General features: G+C 63.2%; 13 protein-coding genes. 5 read left to right on the top strand and 8 right to left on the bottom strand.

Features of this window, described 5'->3' with window-relative positions; all coding sequences use genetic code 11:
• Nucleotides 1–76: 76 nt before the first annotated feature.
• The 4 genes from CFB17_RS11645 to CFB17_RS11630 form a co-directional block, all read right to left on the bottom strand.
• Nucleotides 77–901: a hypothetical protein gene (locus CFB17_RS11645; protein ID WP_133063895.1), complete on the bottom strand. Its 825-nt coding sequence runs from the start codon at nucleotides 899–901 to the stop codon at nucleotides 77–79.
• A gap of 154 nt (nucleotides 902–1055) precedes the next feature.
• Entirely contained in the window at nucleotides 1056–2246 is a 1191-nt protein-coding gene (locus CFB17_RS11640) for a methyltransferase domain-containing protein (RefSeq protein WP_165769578.1), read from the bottom strand.
• A gap of 108 nt (nucleotides 2247–2354) precedes the next feature.
• Nucleotides 2355–5501: a glycosyltransferase gene (locus CFB17_RS11635; RefSeq protein WP_088561716.1), complete on the bottom strand. Its 3147-nt coding sequence runs from the start codon at nucleotides 5499–5501 to the stop codon at nucleotides 2355–2357.
• 8 nt (nucleotides 5502–5509) lie between these two features.
• Entirely contained in the window at nucleotides 5510–6799 is a 1290-nt protein-coding gene (locus tag CFB17_RS11630; RefSeq protein WP_088561715.1) for an FkbM family methyltransferase, read from the bottom strand.
• Nucleotides 6800–6901: 102 nt separating this feature from the next.
• Here CFB17_RS11630 and gmd point away from each other — a divergent pair, with 102 nt between their 5' ends.
• Nucleotides 6902–7885, top strand: coding sequence for a GDP-mannose 4,6-dehydratase (gene gmd, locus CFB17_RS11625; RefSeq protein WP_088561714.1), 984 nt, complete (start codon nucleotides 6902–6904; stop codon nucleotides 7883–7885).
• An 8-nt stretch (nucleotides 7886–7893) separates the two neighbouring features.
• Nucleotides 7894–8847, top strand: a complete 954-nt coding sequence (locus CFB17_RS11620) for a GDP-mannose 4,6-dehydratase (protein ID WP_088561713.1) — start codon at nucleotides 7894–7896, stop codon at nucleotides 8845–8847.
• Nucleotides 8848–8863: 16 nt separating this feature from the next.
• Here the strand turns inward: CFB17_RS11620 and CFB17_RS11615 are convergent, their stop codons facing one another.
• Complete coding sequence (locus CFB17_RS11615; RefSeq protein WP_165769575.1) at nucleotides 8864–9859, bottom strand: FkbM family methyltransferase; 996 nt, start codon at nucleotides 9857–9859, stop codon at nucleotides 8864–8866.
• A 112-nt stretch (nucleotides 9860–9971) separates the two neighbouring features.
• Entirely contained in the window at nucleotides 9972–12137 is a 2166-nt protein-coding gene (locus tag CFB17_RS11610) for a malate synthase G (protein ID WP_088561711.1), read from the bottom strand.
• Between the two features lie 359 nt (nucleotides 12138–12496).
• On the opposite strand from CFB17_RS11610, the gene CFB17_RS11605 reads away from it, so the two are divergent.
• A complete protein-coding gene (locus CFB17_RS11605; protein WP_243389857.1) occupies nucleotides 12497–12961 on the top strand; it encodes an Hsp20 family protein in 465 nt (154 codons plus the stop codon).
• Nucleotides 12962–13298: 337 nt separating this feature from the next.
• Here CFB17_RS11605 and CFB17_RS11600 read toward each other — a convergent pair whose 3' ends face one another.
• On the bottom strand, nucleotides 13299–13778 hold the full coding sequence (locus CFB17_RS11600) for a T6SS effector amidase Tae4 family protein (protein ID WP_088561710.1): 480 nt from the start codon (nucleotides 13776–13778) through the stop codon (nucleotides 13299–13301).
• A 155-nt stretch (nucleotides 13779–13933) separates the two neighbouring features.
• Between CFB17_RS11600 and CFB17_RS11595 the strand changes: the two genes are divergently transcribed.
• The gene (locus CFB17_RS11595) at nucleotides 13934–14737 is read left to right on the top strand and encodes a gamma-glutamyl-gamma-aminobutyrate hydrolase family protein (RefSeq protein WP_088561709.1); all 804 of its coding nucleotides are present in this window, start codon (nucleotides 13934–13936) and stop codon (nucleotides 14735–14737) included.
• Nucleotides 14712–16052, top strand: a complete 1341-nt coding sequence (locus CFB17_RS11590) for a glutamine synthetase family protein (protein WP_088561708.1) — start codon at nucleotides 14712–14714, stop codon at nucleotides 16050–16052. The genes CFB17_RS11595 and CFB17_RS11590 overlap by 26 nt, the downstream gene beginning before the upstream one ends.
• A gap of 54 nt (nucleotides 16053–16106) precedes the next feature.
• On the opposite strand, the gene CFB17_RS11585 is transcribed toward CFB17_RS11590, so the two are convergent.
• Nucleotides 16107–17585 carry a SulP family inorganic anion transporter gene (locus tag CFB17_RS11585; protein ID WP_088561707.1) on the bottom strand — a complete coding sequence of 493 codons (1479 nt, stop codon included), beginning with the start codon at nucleotides 17583–17585 and terminating at the stop codon, nucleotides 16107–16109.
• Nucleotides 17586–17608 lie beyond the last annotated feature (23 nt).

Genomic DNA, 17608 nt, shown 5'->3' with positions numbered 1-17608 from the left:
CTCGCGATCGCATCGACGTCGAACCGGACGGCCCATGATGCGCCGCTCGGTGCCCCGAATGCCGAAGAAGGGGCGATCAATCGGGTCGCATGAGCTCGGCATAGCGGCGCACGCAGCGCCGAATCGCGGTCTTTCGTACCCGCGGAAAAGCCGCGATCTTGTCTCGCGCAACGCTCTGCCAGAGCCGGAGGTCCAGTCGGGATCGCTCGCGCAGCAGCTGCCTTGCAGCCGGCGTCAATTCGCTGTGGAGCGGGCTGCGATAGGCTGGGGGGATCGCGCTGGTCTCATTGAGATTGGCACGCGTCAGGGGACGTTGCAGCCAGGTTTCGATGCGTCCCCAGAGGTCGGGATTCTCGACGCAATCGAGGAAGTCGAAGATCATCAGCCTTCGCGTAGCCTCGGCCAGCAGGACGCGATCATCGGCAGGGCGGATGAAATCGCCGCGAGGAATGAGCGGATGGGGCCAGAGCAACATGCGCAGGGTCAGATTATCTGTCTGACAAGCCAGGATCGGGTTCGAAATGAAGCTCTCCAGCGGCTGACGCGCCAGGCTGACACGCTCGGACCAGGGCCACCAGACGGCAAGGTCACCATCCGTGAGCTGCCGCCAGAACATCCAATGCGAGAGCAGCCGGCAGATCGGCTCCCGCAGGATCGTCATGAATCGTGCCTCGGGATATGTCTGGCGCAGCGTCGAGAGGGCCATATGCCCGGCAATGACGGCAGCACCTCGCGGGACGACGCCCGACGAGGCATAAATGAACGGTGCCACCTGCTCGGAGAGCTCGTCGAAATCCTCAAACGTACCAAACAGCGAATGATCGAAGCCGCCCACCATCGCCGTCGGTTCGTGGCCTGCGGCCAAGGCCGCCATGATGGACGTGCCGGAGGTCTTGGGCACGTGCATGAATGCAAGGGGCTGAGTGTTCGTCAAATTAGAAATCAACCGTTCCAGGCCTGTGCTGATTTATGCCGTGTCTTATAGCGAGAAGAAGGCCATGGTGCGCCGCCGGCAAATGACGCGTCTCCGGCGGCACGGCTCGAATGCCGCTTGGTCAGGCGAGGGTCTCCAGCACGCACGACCGCCGGCACGCAAAGCCGGCACCTCCATGCACGAAGCAGCGAAACTGGATGCCGAACTCAAGCTGGCTAAGCTCGAACTCGAGCTGGAAGGTCGATCGCCCCGGCTGGACCTGAATTTTGGTGCTTGCCAGCGTGACGGCCGGTTCCCGCATCACGACATCGAGCGTGACCGCCGCGGGCATTTCATCGCTCTCCTTGTTCAGCTCAAAGGTTACCCGATACCGGCCGGCCTTGAGCGGCATATAGGGCCCATAGATGAGGGCACCCTTGTCGCCGTCCTTGGCCACCGCCCAGGGCTCGCCATTCTCCAGGCGCAGCTCGCCGACGCCCATGATGGAGCGCGTCAGCCGCTCGGGCCAGGCGGCGGCGAAGATGCCGCTCATGCGTCGTTCAAGTGCCTCGGCCTCCACAGCCTTCTCATTGCGTCGCGCCTCGATCCACCAGATGAACGAATTCTCTGGATCGTTCACGGCCATGACGTTGCGCTCGACGATCGATATGGAATCGCCCTGGCCCGGCACGAAGGGCAGGGTCTGGCCGGTTGCCGGATCGCGGCAGAGCCAGATGCCCTTGACGGCGGTGATGTCGAACCCTGAGAGCTGGGTGAGCTCGATCGCCTCGTCCACCGTTAGCTCGACCGTATGTTCGGGATGGCTCCAATTCAGGTCCGTCGTGATGGCACGGTTCGGGCTGTCGATGACGAGCAGGCCGCCAGGCTTGAGAATGCGCGCGGCTTCCTTGTAGAAGCCACAGACCTCCTCGGGCCAGAGATGCTCCATATTCTCGCCGGAGAAGACGAGATCGGCTTCCTTGTCGCGCACGGCCGACATGTCGGAGCAGGTATTCTCGATCCAGACGACATTGTCCGGCAGCCCCTCGGGCTTGGGCGAGTAATATTCAACACCCAGATGGCGACCGATATCGCCATAGCATTCCTGGACCCATTCGAAATACCAAAGGCCGGCGCAGCCGGCGCTGACGAAGACCTCGCAATTCTTGGGCAGTTGCCGGAGATATGCACTGCGGGCCTGGTGCAGCTGCATGTTGATATCGACCGCAACCGGAGGGGTCCCCGTCCTCTCGCCGCCGGCGACAGGATTGGCCGGCAAGCCGTCCAGCCGTTCGTTGAGCTTGTGGATATCCTTGCGTAGGGGCTCGAGCATAAACGCCCTCAGCCTTTTGGCCGGCGACCTGGTCTTCGTGTCCATAGCCCGCATGGAACGCTTCCTCTCTTTATTCGCACATGCCGGATACGCGGCGGCGACGGATGATCAGGATGCTTGCCTACAAAGCACGTCGTCGAACAGCGTCTGGGCATCCTCATCAGGATGGCGGATCCTGATCCGTGGCGGACTTGCCCGACCGACCTCGGCCTTCTTCGACCATTGTTCGGCCACAAGCGCCTGGCGCTCGGAGGCCACGATCAGGAGCGAGGCCGCATGCGGGCTGAAACCCACACCCACCGCCTCTGCCCCGTCAGGGTCGGCAAGCTTCATAACGCTTTCAGGATCGTGCCAGAACAGGGCGATCGCGATTCCGCGATTGGCTGCCCGGGCCAGGAATTCGGGCGCGGCCTCAAGGGGATGACTTGGACTCGCCAGGACCAGGAGGTGGTCGCCCCGCCGCAAGCTCGCGACCTCGTCGAAAGGGGCCTCGCCCGGAATGCCCAGGAGCCCGCAGGCAAAGCCATGGGCGTGCCGATAGTCCAAGATCGCCGTATCGAAATAGACAGGCCGGACACGCCACCCTTCCCGCGCATCAAGGAGCATGGCTCGCAAGAGGGACCTCAGGCCATCCATGCCCCTTCCCTGCGCATCGGCCAGCAGCGCCGTGACGTCGACGAAGATGAGGGGGGCCCCCACGCGCGGGGGGAGGCCATGACTCAACGTCTCGGCCATCGATGCCAGCGCCTCGACACTGGGCGGCTGCTCCTCAGCCTGGTCACGGATTGCCATGGCGAGCCGGCGATGCCGCGCCCTGGGCGAGGTCGCGAACCGCTCTAGCGCCTCCCGATAGCGATGGCGGACGTTCGCCGCGCCATGATGGGCCAGAATATAGGCGCGACCGGCCTCGCCCAGACGGCGTCGCTCCCCGGGATCGCGATGAAGAGTCTCCAGCGCGCCCGCCAACTCCCCGGACGTAAACGTGTCGGGGATTCGCAACACAGTCGCGGGATCGAGCTCGGCCATTGTCCCGTGGGCGTTGACGATGGTCGGGATTGCATAGGTGAAGCAATCGAGCACGGATATCGAGGTCTCGCCGCGCGAAAGCGCGCGGAGCTGCACGGCCAGATCGCTCGCCGCCAGATAGGTCTCGTACTCCTCGGGCGAGACATAGCCGGTGACAGTGACGTTCCGGGCGCCGGACTCCGACTTGATCCGCTGGACCACTGCCTGGGCATAGGGACCATCAGCAGTGCCGACGAACAAAAGCCGGCAATCCGCGTCGCCTGCCAGAGTGGAGGCGAGCCAACCCTCCAAAAGGCCGTCGGCCCGCTTGGATTCGCCCATGACCCCGAACGAGCAGACGAGGAAGGTCTGATCATTCAGGCCAAGCCGAGCGCGCGCTTCCTCCCGCGTCGTGGCGCGGGTCGTGCGGCGGAACAACGGGATCACCTCCCATGGCGGCATCCCGTCGCCATAATAGGTGGCGAACAGTTCCTTGGGCGCTGCTGAATGCGTGATCACGCCGTCGGCCCAATCCAGCATCTCGAGATTACTCGGATAGAGCCAGGTCGCGTCATGCGGGTCGCGCGTCTTCGCCGCCAGGGCGGCGTAGCCATGCGCGTGCAAGAGCCGCTTCGTCCAGAATTGTGGCAGCTGGCCGACATACTCGCCATCGCACATCATGCCACTCATGAAGAAGTCGTGCATGACGACAACTCCGCCGAATTCCTCGAGCATGGGCAGCATGTGCTGGTGGAAGCGACTATTGCCAAAGTGAAAGACGAGGTGATCGTAATGTCGCCAGGGATCGCTCAGCGCTTTGTAGGACATGACCCGATGATTGGCGATCAGCCACTCATCGCTTATCTCGTCCTGGGCAACGACCAGATCGATATCGAAATCCTTGGCCAGCGCGTTGACGAGCGCTGCCGAATGATCGGCAATGCCTGAAGCCAGCGGCGGCAGCGGCGAGATGAAGGCCAGCCGCTTGCGGCGTCGGCCCGCCACCGGCGCCGCACGGCCCCGGTCGGCAAGAATACGCTCCATCCCATCAAGCGAGACCCTGGCGCAGTTCAACCAGGAGAAATCCTGTGCCCGGGCCAGGCTATAGGCCCGCAACTCCTCCAGCCTGCCCGGCGTATCGATGCAGTCCTTAATCGTCCGCGCGATCGCCGAAGGCGAGCTGGCATCGAACGAGGCGCCCTTCAGCTGATTGATCTCGACGAGGCTGCTATTGTCGCCCGATGCCGTCGGTGCGCCGCAGGACATGGCCTCCAGTACGGGTAGCCCGAAGCCTTCGTAGAGCGAGGGGAATATGAAGAGCGCGCAGAGATTATAGAACTCGACCAAGTCCTGATCGGGCACGAAGCCTGTGATCACGATCTCGCCCTGACCGATGCCATGGCGCGCGGCAAGGTCCTCCAGACGCTTTCTGGCATCCTTGTCGGCCTTGCAGACAATGGCCAAGGGATGCGCCTGGCGGAACGCCTGCGGCAGCTGGGAGAAACCCTCGATCAGGCCATCGGTATTCTTGCGAAAGTCGATCCCGCCCGTATACATGATGAAATCGGACTTAAGGCCGTAGCGGGACAGTAATCGCGCGGCATCCTCGGACGAAATGTCGATTCGGCGAAATATATCGTCGACAGCGCCGGAAATATTGACCACCCGCTCGGGATCGACACCCAGTCGGGCTATGGCATCGCTGCGACTGGCGGCCGATATCGCCAAGAGCAGATCCGCCTGCTGCATTTGCCCAAGGCGTCGATAGAAGAATTGCCGCGTCTCAACATGCGGAAGATAGATGTCCTTGTAGATCACGGGTATCAGATCATAAAGGATCACCGCCGACAAAGCTCGCCCCGCCCGCGGGGCGCCCGAGACGACGACCGGGTCGCCAAAGCCTTCGCATAGGCTGGTCGTCAAGATGAAGTCCGGGTCCAGTCGTTGCAGATAATGGTCGCGGAGCCGCTCGCCCGCGCGCGAGATCCATTTGGTGGTTTCGTTCTGATAGCCGGCCTTCACCGGCCCGTCCCAGACGACGAACTGCTCCTTCGAAACGAGCGGCAGGAACGCTGCCTTCAAAGGCTCGATCGCCAAGGGAAAAGCGTTGTTGCAGGCGACGAAGACCTCATGCCCCCGCTCGCGTGCCACCTGAATGAGGGCCTTACTGATCGCGATGCTGTAACGACCGATGCCGCGATTGCGGCTGCCCGTGCTTTGCGCGCCCTGCAGGTCGATGACGATTTTCATGGTGGCGCTCAGTCGTTTCTGGACGAACGTGGGGCGATGAGGCCGAAGGTTCGCCGGGCCTCGGGCGAGAGCGATGCTGGCGGCTCGATCGTCGCCAGCGGCGTCGTGGCGGGCGCGGTGACCACGCCTTGCATCAGGCCGGCTGCCTGCAGCTTGCCTTTCTTCTTGCCCTTCCAGCGCTTTTTCATTTTCTTGCGCATCTTGGTCACGCGTCTGGCCACGCCATCCACGATCCGCGCCATCCGCGGCTTCTTGCTACGCGGACGCCCTGGCAGGCGCATCGGGGCGAACAGTCCGAACGACCAGAGGAGACGAACGCCTGTGTGACGCTCGATGCGCTTCAGCTCCGCCAGGGCGGCATTCGCGAGCTCGGTCGTATGCGCGATCCGGTATTGATCCTGGACGACCTGCTGCTCGATCGCGCGCATAGCGGCCTCGACCCGCTCATGGTCCGAGCGCGCCGCGTGCAACCGTGCGTCGAGATCGCGGTGCAGAGCACTCGCGGCATCGAGCCGCTGGAGCAATCGCTTCTCGTTCTCGAGCAGAGCCGTTTCGTTCTCGAGAAGCGCCTTCTCGCGCGCGTCCAGCGCGTCGATGCGCTCGATCAGCTGGCGTGTCGCCCTGGTCTGAAAACGGTCGAAGACGTTGGGCTGGATCGCCAGCCGATCGATCAGCTCGGCGTGCTCCTCGGCGACGAAATAGCTGTTGATACCATCGAAATAGGCAAAGCCGTAGCGATGCTCCAGCGGATGGTTGGGATAGGTTTCCTTGATCCGGTCATTGGTGCCGGGCCTCGTTGCCTCCAGAACGATGATCCAGGGACGGATGAGCTCGAGATCGAGCCCTTCCAGCACCGCACGCTCGGCACCCTCCACGTCGATCTTGAGGAAATGGATCGGTTCGTCGCCGCGCCTCGCGCAAATATCCTGGAGGCGAAGCATGGGAATGGTCGTCTCGACGATAGCCCATCCCGCCTTGCGATGCTCGTCGGCCACCTCCTTGAGCGTCGTCGACAGACCCGTATCCGGAATTTCGTAGAACGTAATGGTGCCGCCGCTGGCCCCGCAGCCTACGAACAGATTGACGTCCTCGGGCCGCGCCGCGCAGAGCCTGTCATACCATTGGCGGACCGGCTCGACATTGATGCCGCGCCAACCCCGCTCGTAGAAGGCACGCGTGACCGAGTCTTCCTCCGGATCGTTGGCGCCAACATCGACGTAGAAGCCGTCCGCCACGTCCTTGAGTGCCCGCCACAAGATGACATCCTCACCGTTTTGCGCGTAAGAGACGAATGTCATTGCGGGAGGTATCTCCAGATGCGGCTTGCCGAGACGGTAGGGCCATCTAGAGATATCCTCGAGTATCGTCCACTATCAGTTAAAGCGCGAGGCGGGATAAACATGGCCAAACGAGCTCTGATCACCGGCGTGACGGGGCAGGACGGCGCCTATCTAACCCAGTTGCTCTGCGACAAGGGTTATGAGGTCTTCGGCATCCTCAGGCGGTCCGCCTCTTCCGACGTCATCGGCGAACGGCTCCGCTGGCTGGGCGTGCTCGATCGCATCAACCTGATCGACGCCGATCTTCTGGACCTGGGCTCGCTGATCCGGGCCTTCGAGCAGGTGCACCCGGACGAAGTCTACAATCTTGCGGCGCAAAGCTTCGTCAAGAGTTCCTGGAACCAGCCCATCCTGACCGGTCAGGCGACCGGCATGGGTGCTGTCAACGTTCTGGAATCGCTGCGCATCGTCCATCCCAAGGCGCGTTTTTATCAAGCCAGCAGTTCGGAGATGTTCGGCCTCATCCAGGAGCCTGTGCAGAACGAGAAGACACCCTTTTATCCGCGCAGCCCCTATGCCATCGCCAAGCTGTATGCGCACTGGATGACGGTCAATTACCGCGAGAGCTTTGGCATCCATGCCTCGAACGGCATTCTCTTCAACCATGAGAGCCCGCTGCGCGGCATTGAGTTCGTCACCCGCCGGGTTACCGACGCCGTGGCCCGCATCTCGCTTGGCCTCTCGCGCTCGCTGGCACTGGGCAACGTCGATGCCAGTCGCGACTGGGGCCATGCGCGCGACTATGTGAAGGCCATGTGGCTGATGCTGCAGCAGGACGAGCCCGACGATTATGTCGTGGCCACCGGCCGCACCGTGACCGTCCGCGAGATGTGCCGCATCGCCTTTGCCCATGTAGGGCTGAACTGGGAAGACCATGTCGAGATCAACCAGGATCTCATGCGGCCAGCCGAGGTCGACGTGCTCCTGGGCGATCCGAGCAAGGCCAAGGCCAAGCTCGGCTGGGAACCCGAAGCCTCGCTCGAAGACCTGATCGCCGAAATGGTCGATGCCGACATCGCACGGCACAAGGGCAGGCTTGCTTGAGCGCAGCCATGTCGGCCCTGCGCCCGATCCTCGTGACCGGCGCTGACGGGTTTGTCGGCCAGCGCCTGACGGCGGCCCTGCGCGCCGAATTTCCGGCGACCCCGGTCATCGGGACCAGCCATACGGACAGAGAAGGTCTCCATACGCTCGAGATCCGCGCGCCTGAGAAGGTGCGCGACCTCATCGCGGCCGTCCGACCCCGCGCCTGCATCCATCTGGCGGCGCTCTCCTCGGTCGACGAGGCGTTCGCCGACCCGATCGCTACCTACGAGACCAATCTCTTCGGCACGCTTCACCTGGCGCACGCATTGCGCGATCTTTGTCCCGAGGCGCTCTTGATCTATGCCTCAACGGGCGAGGTCTATGGCACGTCCTTCGTCACCCGCACGCCGCTTTCCGAGACCAGTCTCCTGGCGCCGGCCAATCCCTATGCGGCCGCCAAGGCCGCAGCCGATCTCGCGCTCGGCCAGATGGCGCTCTCGGGCCTGCGCGCCCTAACGCTGCGCCTCTTCAATCACACCGGTCCCGGCCAGTCCTCCCGCTTCGTCCTGCCGCGCATGGCCGAGCAGATGGCGGCGATCAAGGCCGGCCACAAGCCGCCGCGCCTCGAGACGGGCTCGCTCGATCGCTGGCGCGATTTCCTTGACGTGAGCGACGTCGTCCAGGCCTATATCGCCATCCTACGTCACGAGGACCCGCCAAACGGGCAGGCCTTCAACATCGCGTCCGGTACGCCGCGCCATCTGCGCAAGGTCGCGCGCGAACTGGCAGCGCTCAGCGGCGTCGAGGTGGAGTTCGTCGAACACGCGACGACGCCACGCCCCTTCGACAGCATCTACTCCTCGGGCGACCCCAGCCGCTTTGCCGACACGTTCGACTGGCGACCCGCTGTCCCCTGGAAGGGCCTCCTGACCTCGCTCCTCGACTATTGGGCGGGCCAGGAAGCGCGAATGAGAAGCTAGCCGGCGAATGTCGCGATCAGCCGGACGCCCCCCGGGCCGCCAGATCGTAGAGCGGGTTGCGAAAGAGGCTGGTCGAATAGCGATTATGGCTGAGCTGCAAGGGTCGCCAGGTTCGCGGCAAGGGCGCAAAGGTCGCTACGATCAGGCCGTCGCCGCTGAAGCTCTCATGAACATCATGTTCGGCAACGATGGTGGCCCCGGCATTGAGCAGGAGTGCCAGACAGCGCTGGTGGGTCAATGGATCGCCGCTGATGTGATGGACATGGGTCGAGACAAACACCCAGTCGATCCGACGGGCAGCAAAGAGCGCCTCGCAGCCTAGGAGCGTATCGAACTCCGCACCCTGCGTATCACAATGCAAAAGCGTCAGACGTTCGATCCGTCGGCTGGCCAAGAGGTCTGGAACGCTATAGCGCGGCACCTGACAGATGCCGGAATCCTCGGTCTCGAAAGCTTGCGGCGCCAACGAGGTCGCACCGACGAAGCCCTGCACGAAGTCAGGCGCCAGGTCGTTGAGCCGTGCGTTCGCCCGGCCGACCTCGATATGTGCCGGGTCCGGCTCCAGTACGATCGCCCGGCGCTTGCGGTGGCCCTGCAAGAACCAGAGGGAATAATAGCTCCAAAAGCCGCCGAGCTCGATCATCCATCCCTTCTCGGGCAGGATCCCCATGACGGCGTGGAAGGCTCTCTCCTCCTGCGGCTCGTGATGGCCGCGGCAAAGCTCGATCAGGTGCTGCATCCAAAGGCCGTGATAGCCACCAGCCTTGACGCGCAGGCCGTTGTGCATGATCTGCACCGGCCCGCCATCCGCCAGTTCCACCACCTTGCCGGCGTTCTTCACCTTCGGCACGTCGTCCGCGTCGCGACAACGCACCGCCATGGCGATCCTGGCCTCGGTCGAGATGCCGATCGGCGTCTGGCTCTCTAGGGCGCGTGGGTCCAGACCCGGACGAAGAGGGACCTCGAGGGGCGACGTCTTGCGGCGTTGCCGCCAGTTTTTCCACATCGTCATCGAAGACCCGTCCGACATCGCAGGAGACCGCAAGGTCACTGCGTAGCGGCATAAGCGGCCAGCCTCAACCATACGTCCGGGGAAATCGCGGCGGCGGCGCGCCTGCCCCCTCCTAACCGGCCCGCTTGGCCTTCAGCTCACGCCGGCGGGCGTGCAGGACCGGCTCGGTATAGCCGTTGGGCTGCGACCTGCCCTTGAAGATCAAGTCGGCAGCGGCCTGGAAGGCCACGCTGCCGTCCAAATCCTTGGCCATCGGGTGATAGTCCGGATCGCCTTCGTTCTGCTTGTCGACCACCGCCGCCATGCGCGCCAGGGTCTCCTTGACCTGCGTTTCGGTAACGATACCGTGGCGCAGCCAGTTGGCGATATGCTGGCTAGAGATGCGCAAGGTGGCCCGGTCTTCCATCAACCCGACATTGTTGATGTCGGGCACCTTGGAGCAGCCGACCCCCTGATCCACCCAGCGGACGACATAGCCCAGGATGCCCTGCACGTTGTTGTCGAGCTCGGCCTGGACCTCCTGGGGCGGCCAGTTCGTGTTCTTGGCCAGCGGGATGGTCAAAAGGGCCGCGCGATAGTCGCCCTTGCGGCTCTTCAGCTTCTCTTGCACCGAGGCCACGTTCACTTGGTGATAATGCGTGGCGTGCAGCGTTGCCGCCGTCGGCGAGGGGACCCAGGCCGTGTTGGCGCCGGCCTCGGGGTGCCCGATCTTGGCCTTGAGCATGTCGGCCATCCGATCGGGCATCGCCCACATGCCCTTGCCGATCTGCGCCTTGCCCTGCAGGCCCGAGGCCAGCCCCACATCGACGTTATTGTCCTCATAGGCCTTGATCCAGGCCTCGCCCTTCATGTCGTTCTTACGCACGACTGGCCCGGCTTCCATTGAGGTATGGATCTCGTCGCCCGTACGGTCGAGAAAGCCAGTGTTGATGAAGACCAGGCGGTGACGCGCCGCGGCGATGCAGGCGGTAAGGTTGAGGCTGGTGCGCCGCTCCTCGTCCATGATGCCCATCTTGAGCGTGTTGGCAGGAAGGCCCAGAACCTTCTCGACGCGGGCAAAGAGCAGATCGGCGAAGGCCACTTCCTCCGGGCCGTGCATCTTGGGCTTGACGATATAGACCGAACCCGCCCGGCTGTTCTTCGGTCGGTTCTGGGCCTTCAGGTCATGGATGGCGATCAGGCTGGTAAAGAGCCCGTCCAGGATACCCTCGGGCACTTCCTCGCCATCGAGGAGCACGGCATCGCTCGTCATGAGGTGGCCCACATTGCGGATCAGCATCAAGCTGCGGCCGGTCAATGTGAGTTCGCCGCCGCCGGGCTTCTTATAGACATGGTCCGGCTCGAGCTTGCGGGTCAGCGTCTTGCCGCCCTTTTGGAACTGCGCCTCTAGATCGCCCCGCATGAGGCCCAGCCAGTTGCGATAGACAAGGACCTTGTCAGCCGCATCAACGGCGGCCACGGAATCCTCGCAATCTTGAATGGTGGTCAGCGCCGCCTCAATGACGACGTCGCTGATGCCGGCCTTGTCGTCCTTGCCGATGAAATGCGTACGGTCGACCTTCACCTCGATATGCAGGCCGTTATGGACGAAAAGGAGGGCTGAGGGTGCGGTGGGCTCGCCCAGATAGCCGCACAATTGTGCCTCGTCCGCCAGGCCCGTCGCACTGCCATCTTCAAGGCCGACGACGAGCCGACCCTCCGCCAGCCCGTAGCTGCGGGCCGCGCTATGCGAGCCGCTTTTCAAAGGCACGGCCATGTCGAGAAAGTCCCGCGCCCAGGCGATGACCTTGGCGGCCCTCGCCGGATCGAAGCCGCGCTTGGCTTCGCCTTCCAGCGGGATGGCGTCGGTCCCGTAGAGCGCGTCATAGAGACTGCCCCAGCGGGCATTGGCGGCATTCAACGCGTAGCGGGCGTTGGTGACCGGCACGACGAGCTGCGGGCCGGCGACGCTGGCGATCTCGGGATCGACATTGGTCGTCTCGACGGCGACCGGCGCGGCCTCCGGGAGGAGGTAGCCGATCTCGCTCAAAAAGGCGCTGTAGGCTGGGCTGCCGGCCTCGCCTGGATGATCGACGTGCCAGGCATCGATCTTGGCCTGCAATTCGTCACGCCGCGCGAGCAATGCCTTGTTGCGCGGAGCAAGCTCGACCAGGATCGATTCGAGTCCGGCCCAAAGCGCCGTCGCCTCGACACCCGTCCCCGGCAGCGCCTCTTGCTCGATGAAATCCTTCAGCACGGGCGCAATCGCCAGACGGCCGGTCTTGACGCGCTCAACCATGGGACTCTCCTTCCTCGACAGACAACGGCACCGCCCTCGGAGAAACATCCGCGGAATGGCGATGCCTGCTCCTTCCAGAGCGACGTTTCGCCGCTATCTAAGCTCTCCCGCCGCCAGATCGAGGGCTCTTTTCTTGCCCTTTCCACCAGACGGAAAAACCGAGGCAGTGGTCTACAACTCTTTCCGCCTGATGGAATGGGCGGCTTTCGCGAGAAAATCTTGACGGCCCGGGGCCGGGCTCCCATCTGCAGGAGGTCGGGCGCTTCGGGCCCGACATCGTTGAAGACTGCATGCAAGGCCTGGCATCGGGCGATCCGTCGGCGTCGGGCTCGTCGCTTCAAGGGAAGGACAGCAAAATCATGCGCGAATTCGATCTTAGCCCCCTTTTTCGATCCTCCGTCGGCTTCGACCGCCTGGACAAGCTCTTCGAGACGGCGATGCGGGATGCCGGACGGGACAGTTCCTATCCGCCCTACAACATCGTCAAGACCGGTGAGCAGACCTACCGCATCACCATGGCGCTGGCGGGGTTCGGCGAGGAGGACCTGGATCTCCAGGTCGAGAATAATGTGTTGACCGTGCGCGGCCAGATTCGCGAGGTCGAGAAGGATCTCGAATATCTCCATCGCGGTATCGCGCAACGCGCCTTCGAGCACCGTTTCCAGTTGGCCGACCATGTGCGCATCGTCGACGCAGGCCTGGACAAAGGCCTCTTGAACATCCGCCTCGAGCGGGTCATCCCGGATGCGATGAAGCCTCGCAAGATCGAGCTCGGCGGCAGTACCAAGGCAAAGACGATCTCAGGGGCAGCGCAGGCGGCGTGACCAGCCCATTCGGGCACCCTACCCCACTATCAGACGGGTAAACGGCTCCAAAATTGGATTCGGGGCCGTGACGGGCGATGTGCTGATGGGTCGCCAACAGGCAAGCGCGTTTCGCGCACCCTAGGCTCGAGCCGGTGCCGAGCGGTTAGCTTTGGTTGAGCGTGCCTGGGCAGCTCTGAATCAGCTTGAGGAGCGAGGCGACGGATCGATTAGCGAGGTGAAGTTGCATGGTACTGATGGTTGCGGAACTGTCATAGTTCGTCCCGCAAACGAGGCTCTGTGAATTGCGCGTTGAACTAGCACCCTTTCGACGAAGCGCCGGCCTGCCGGTCAGCGCCTAGCCGCCGTCTGGGGTATCCATTTCCCAGAGGCTGACCCAACGGGCCGTCTCGAAGAGTGGTCCCTCCTTGCTCGCTGGGTAGCGGCCGTTCCAGAGCGTCGCGTACCCCGATCCCAAGGTGAAGGGCAGCTCGAAGAGCATGAGCCCCGCCATGCCGGCGAAAGCCTCCGGAGCTCCGCCTTTGATCGCCAGATCGGCTTCACCCCAATATTCACGCAGATAGTCGAAAAGATCGCGGATGAGCGCGATCAACGCGCCGCCGTCGCCCCCCCTGATCGTTTTTCTCGGCATGAAGGGGACGGACATGCCGGCGTGATTGAAGACATAGCTGGCCTTCAGCGCAGAGAGATTCGAAATCCGCCCGGCGCGGATCGCCAGAGCGGCTTCGCCCCCCAATATTGCAGCCGCGTGCTCGGGCGTACCATCGCCGTGCACCGCCTCAAACGCACGCCAGCTCGCTTCCAGTCCCGGCCGCATGGCCCTCCCCTTTTTCTTCTGCTTCCTGCCGGTCCGGCAGGGTTGGGAAGGTAGGGCGAAGGGAGCTTTGGCACCAACGCGACATGACGCCTCCTGGTGCCGTCTGAAACTCAAGGCTTGAATGCCTCGATCAGCCTCACTTATAAGTCTGGCTCATGCCTGAAGCAGTTCCACGACCGTTCGTCGGCATTACCGCCTGTCTGAAGCCACGCGATGGCGGCTTTTTCTTCCATAGTGTCTCGCGACGCTATGTGGACGCCGTTGTGAGTGCCGTGGATGCGGTCCCGGTCCTTTTGCCCGCCATCGGCGATGCACAGGACATCCCGAGCCTGCTGTCGCGCATGGACGGGCTCGTCCTCACGGGCAGCCCATCCAACGTCGATCCCGCCCATTATAACGGCCCGGCCGCCCGTCCGGACAACGAGGCAGATCCTGCAAGGGACGCCACGACCTTGCCGCTCATCCGCGCGGCCATCCAGATCGGGCTGCCGGTCCTGGCGATCTGCCGCGGCATTCAGGAATTGAACGTCGCCCTGGGCGGGTCCTTGCACCAGCATGTGCAGGAACTGCCTGGCCGCTTCGACCATCGCTCCGACAAGAGCAAGCCGATCATTGAGCGGTTCCTGCCCTGCCACGCGATCCGGGTGCGACCGGACGGCGTGCTGGCCCCGATCCTGGTGCCCGGCGAAGGTGGCCTCATGATGGTCAACTCCCTGCACGGCCAAGGACTTGATCGGGTCGCACCCTCTCTCGTCGTCGAAGCGGAAGCCGAGGACGGCACGATCGAAGCCGTGAGCATGCCCGAAGCCAAGGGCTTCGTCATCGGCGTGCAATGGCATCCGGAATACGCTCCGGAGGAAGACCCTCATTCCAAGCGTCTTTTCAAGGCGTTCGGCGATGCGGTTCGAGCATTCGCCAACAACAGAGCCGGACATGTCGGATTTCAAAGAGTGGCTTAGAGCCCATAGCGTCACCGAGGTCGAGTGCATCGTCGCCGACATCAACGGCATCGCGCGTGGCAAGATTCTTCCGGGTGACAAGTTCCTCCGCTCCATCGACGAGGACTCGCTCCGTCTGCCTGAGAGCATCTTCATCCAGACGGTGACCGGCGATTATCCCGACGAGGACGTGATCGACCCGATCGACCGCGATATCCGGCTGCGGCCCGATTTCAAGTCGATCCGGCTGGTGCCCTGGTACGAGGAGCCGACCGCCCAGGTCCTGGCCGACTGCGTTTATCATGACGGCTCGCCGGTGGACATTTCGGCCCGCTACGTCCTGCAGCGGGTCTTGAAGCTCTATGCGGACAAAGGCTGGAAGCCCGTCGTGGCTCCCGAGGTCGAGTTCTTCTTAACGAAGATCAACGAGGACCCGGACTATCCGCTGGTCCCGCCGATTGGCCGCTCCAAGCGCCAGGAAACCGGCCGCCAGTCCTTCGGCATCGAGGCCGTCAACGAGTTCGACCCGATCTTCGAGGACGTCTATGACTGGTGCGACAAGCAAAATCTCGACGTCGACACGCTGACGCACGAGGCCGGTGCCGCGCAGATGGAGATCAACTTCAATCACGGCGACGCGCTGGCCCTAGCCGACCAGACTTTCCTCTTCAAGCGCACCTTGCGCAACGCCGCCTTGAAGCACGGCATCTACGCGACCTTCATGGCTAAACCGATGGCGGGCGAGCCTGGCTCATCCATGCATATCCATCAATCCGTGGTGGACGCGGAGACCGGCAAGAACCTGTTTGGCGATGCCGAGGGCCGCAATACCGAACTCTTCCTCTGGCATATTGGCGGGCTGCAGAAATTCATGGCGGCGGCGATGCCCCTTTTTGCCCCCAACATCAATTCCTATCGCCGTCTGCGACGCCACTCCACCGCGCCGATCAACGTCCATTGGGGCGTCGAGAACCGGACGGTAGGCCTGCGCGTGCCGGCCTCCGGCCCTGAAGGCCGGCGGGTCGAGAACCGCATCGCCGGTGCCGACGCCAACCCTTATCTGGTCATGGCTGCCTCGCTGGCCTGCGGCTATATCGGCATGGTGGAGCAGATCGAGCCCACCGATCCGATCAAGGGCAGCGCCTACCGTCTGGCCCAGACCCTGCCCCAGCAGATGCCCGAGGCGCTGCGCAAGCTCCAGGGCAGCGGACCCTTAAAGGAGACACTGGGCGAGGCCTTCGTCGACGTGCTCCTGGCGGTCAAGCAGAGCGAACACGACGCTTATCAGCGCGTCATCAGCTCATGGGAGCGCGAGCACCTGCTCTTGAATGTCTAGCCTTAAGCCCGGCTGGGACGCACGGCCGCACGACGGCCGGAAGCTCCAAGGACCCTAGACGATCGGCGGACCGGCCGCCTTGGCATGCGTTCCGACGCGATCGATCATCATGGCGCTTGCCTCGTTCAGGCCCTCGAGTCTGAACTCGACACCGCGCCGCTTTAGCTTCTCGGCGATCCGGTCCAAGGCGCCAATCGCCGATATGTCCCAGAAATGCGCCCGGCTGACATCGATCACGACCGACTTCAGCACCTCGTCGGTATCGATCGCCTCGGCGAAGGCGTCGGCCGAAGCAAAAAAGATCTGGCCGCTCACGCGATAGGTTCGCCTGCTCGTCGCCGGATCGAACGCGGAGGTGATCTTGAAGAGCCTTGCTACCTTGAAGGCAAAGAAGACGCCCGAGAGCAGGACGCCGACGATAACGCCCTGCGAGAGATCATCGGTCAGCACCGTGACCAGCACGGTTGCCAGCATGACGACACTCGATACGCGCGGATGCGTGCGCAGGGCCTTGAAGGACCCCCAGTCGAAGGTGCTGATCGAGACCATGATCATGACGGCCACAAGCGCCACCATGGGGATGCGGCGCGCATAGTCCTGGAAGACAACGACGAGGAGGAGGAGAAAGACACCGGCCATAAGACAGGACAGCCGGCCACGACCGCCCGACTTCACGTTGACCACAGTCTGGCCGATCATGGCGCAGCCGGCCATGCCGCCAAAACAGCCAGCGACGATGTTGGCGATGCCCAACCCCCAGCATTCGCGATTCTTTTGCCCCCGCGTCTCCGTCATCTCGTCGACGACGTTTTGCGTCAGCATCGATTCCAGGAGCCCGACCATCGCCATCGGCACCGCATAAGGGGCGATGATCTTCAGCGTCTCGAAAGTGAAGGGCACATCCGGGAGGACGAAGTAAGGCAATTCGCTCGGCATCTGCCCCATATCGCCGATCGTCTTCAGGTCCATGCCGGTCGAAAGCGCGATGGCCGTCAGCACGACGATGCAGATGAGGGACGAGGGCACGGCCTTGGTCAGGCGTGGCAGGAGATAGATGATGGCCAGGCCCAGTGCCGTCATCAGGTAGCCCTCAATGCCCCCGCCCAGGAGCTGCGGCACCTGGGCTGAGAAGATGAGGATCGCCAGGGCGTTGACGAAGCCCGTCATGACGGAGCGGGAGACGAAGCGCACGAGCACGCCCATGCGCAGGCATCCGGCTGCTATCTGGATGATGCCGGCCAGGAGCGAGGCGGCGATGACGTACTGCGCGCCATGCGCGTGCACAAGTCCGGGTGTCAGAAGAGCCACGGAGCCGGCCGCAGCCGAGATCATGCCGGGTCGACCACCGGTAATCGCGATCGTCACGGCGATGCAAAAGGAGGCGTAGAGCCCTACTTTTGGATCGACGCCGGCCGCGATCGAAAAGCCTATGACCTCGGGAATGAGGGCAAAGGATACCACGAGACCGGCCAGCACGTCGTTCTTAACGTTACCGAACCACTCTGCGCGCATACGCGCCAGCGGAGAGGACATGGCTGCGCAGCATCCATCTGCTT

This window comes from Arboricoccus pini (genome assembly GCF_900187945.1).
Classification (GTDB): Bacteria; Pseudomonadota; Alphaproteobacteria; order Geminicoccales; family Geminicoccaceae; genus Arboricoccus; species Arboricoccus pini.
This window is presented reverse-complemented; position numbering and strand designations above follow the sequence as displayed.

Coding starts and splice junctions, on each gene's coding strand:
- CFB17_RS11640 (WP_165769578.1), bottom strand. CDS start 2,246: ATGCTCGAGCCCCTACGCAAGGATATCCACAAGCTCAACGAACGGCTG.
- CFB17_RS11635 (WP_088561716.1), bottom strand. CDS start 5,501: ATGAAAATCGTCATCGACCTGCAGGGCGCGCAAAGCACGGGCAGCCGC.
- CFB17_RS11630 (WP_088561715.1), bottom strand. CDS start 6,799: ATGACATTCGTCTCTTACGCGCAAAACGGTGAGGATGTCATCTTGTGG.
- gmd (WP_088561714.1), top strand. CDS start 6,902: ATGGCCAAACGAGCTCTGATCACCGGCGTGACGGGGCAGGACGGCGCC.
- CFB17_RS11620 (WP_088561713.1), top strand. CDS start 7,894: ATGTCGGCCCTGCGCCCGATCCTCGTGACCGGCGCTGACGGGTTTGTC.
- CFB17_RS11615 (WP_165769575.1), bottom strand. CDS start 9,859: ATGACGATGTGGAAAAACTGGCGGCAACGCCGCAAGACGTCGCCCCTC.
- CFB17_RS11610 (WP_088561711.1), bottom strand. CDS start 12,137: ATGGTTGAGCGCGTCAAGACCGGCCGTCTGGCGATTGCGCCCGTGCTG.
- CFB17_RS11605 (WP_243389857.1), top strand. CDS start 12,497: ATGCGCGAATTCGATCTTAGCCCCCTTTTTCGATCCTCCGTCGGCTTC.
- CFB17_RS11600 (WP_088561710.1), bottom strand. CDS start 13,778: ATGCGGCCGGGACTGGAAGCGAGCTGGCGTGCGTTTGAGGCGGTGCAC.
- CFB17_RS11595 (WP_088561709.1), top strand. CDS start 13,934: ATGCCTGAAGCAGTTCCACGACCGTTCGTCGGCATTACCGCCTGTCTG.
- CFB17_RS11590 (WP_088561708.1), top strand. CDS start 14,712: ATGTCGGATTTCAAAGAGTGGCTTAGAGCCCATAGCGTCACCGAGGTC.
- CFB17_RS11585 (WP_088561707.1), bottom strand. CDS start 17,585: ATGTCCTCTCCGCTGGCGCGTATGCGCGCAGAGTGGTTCGGTAACGTT.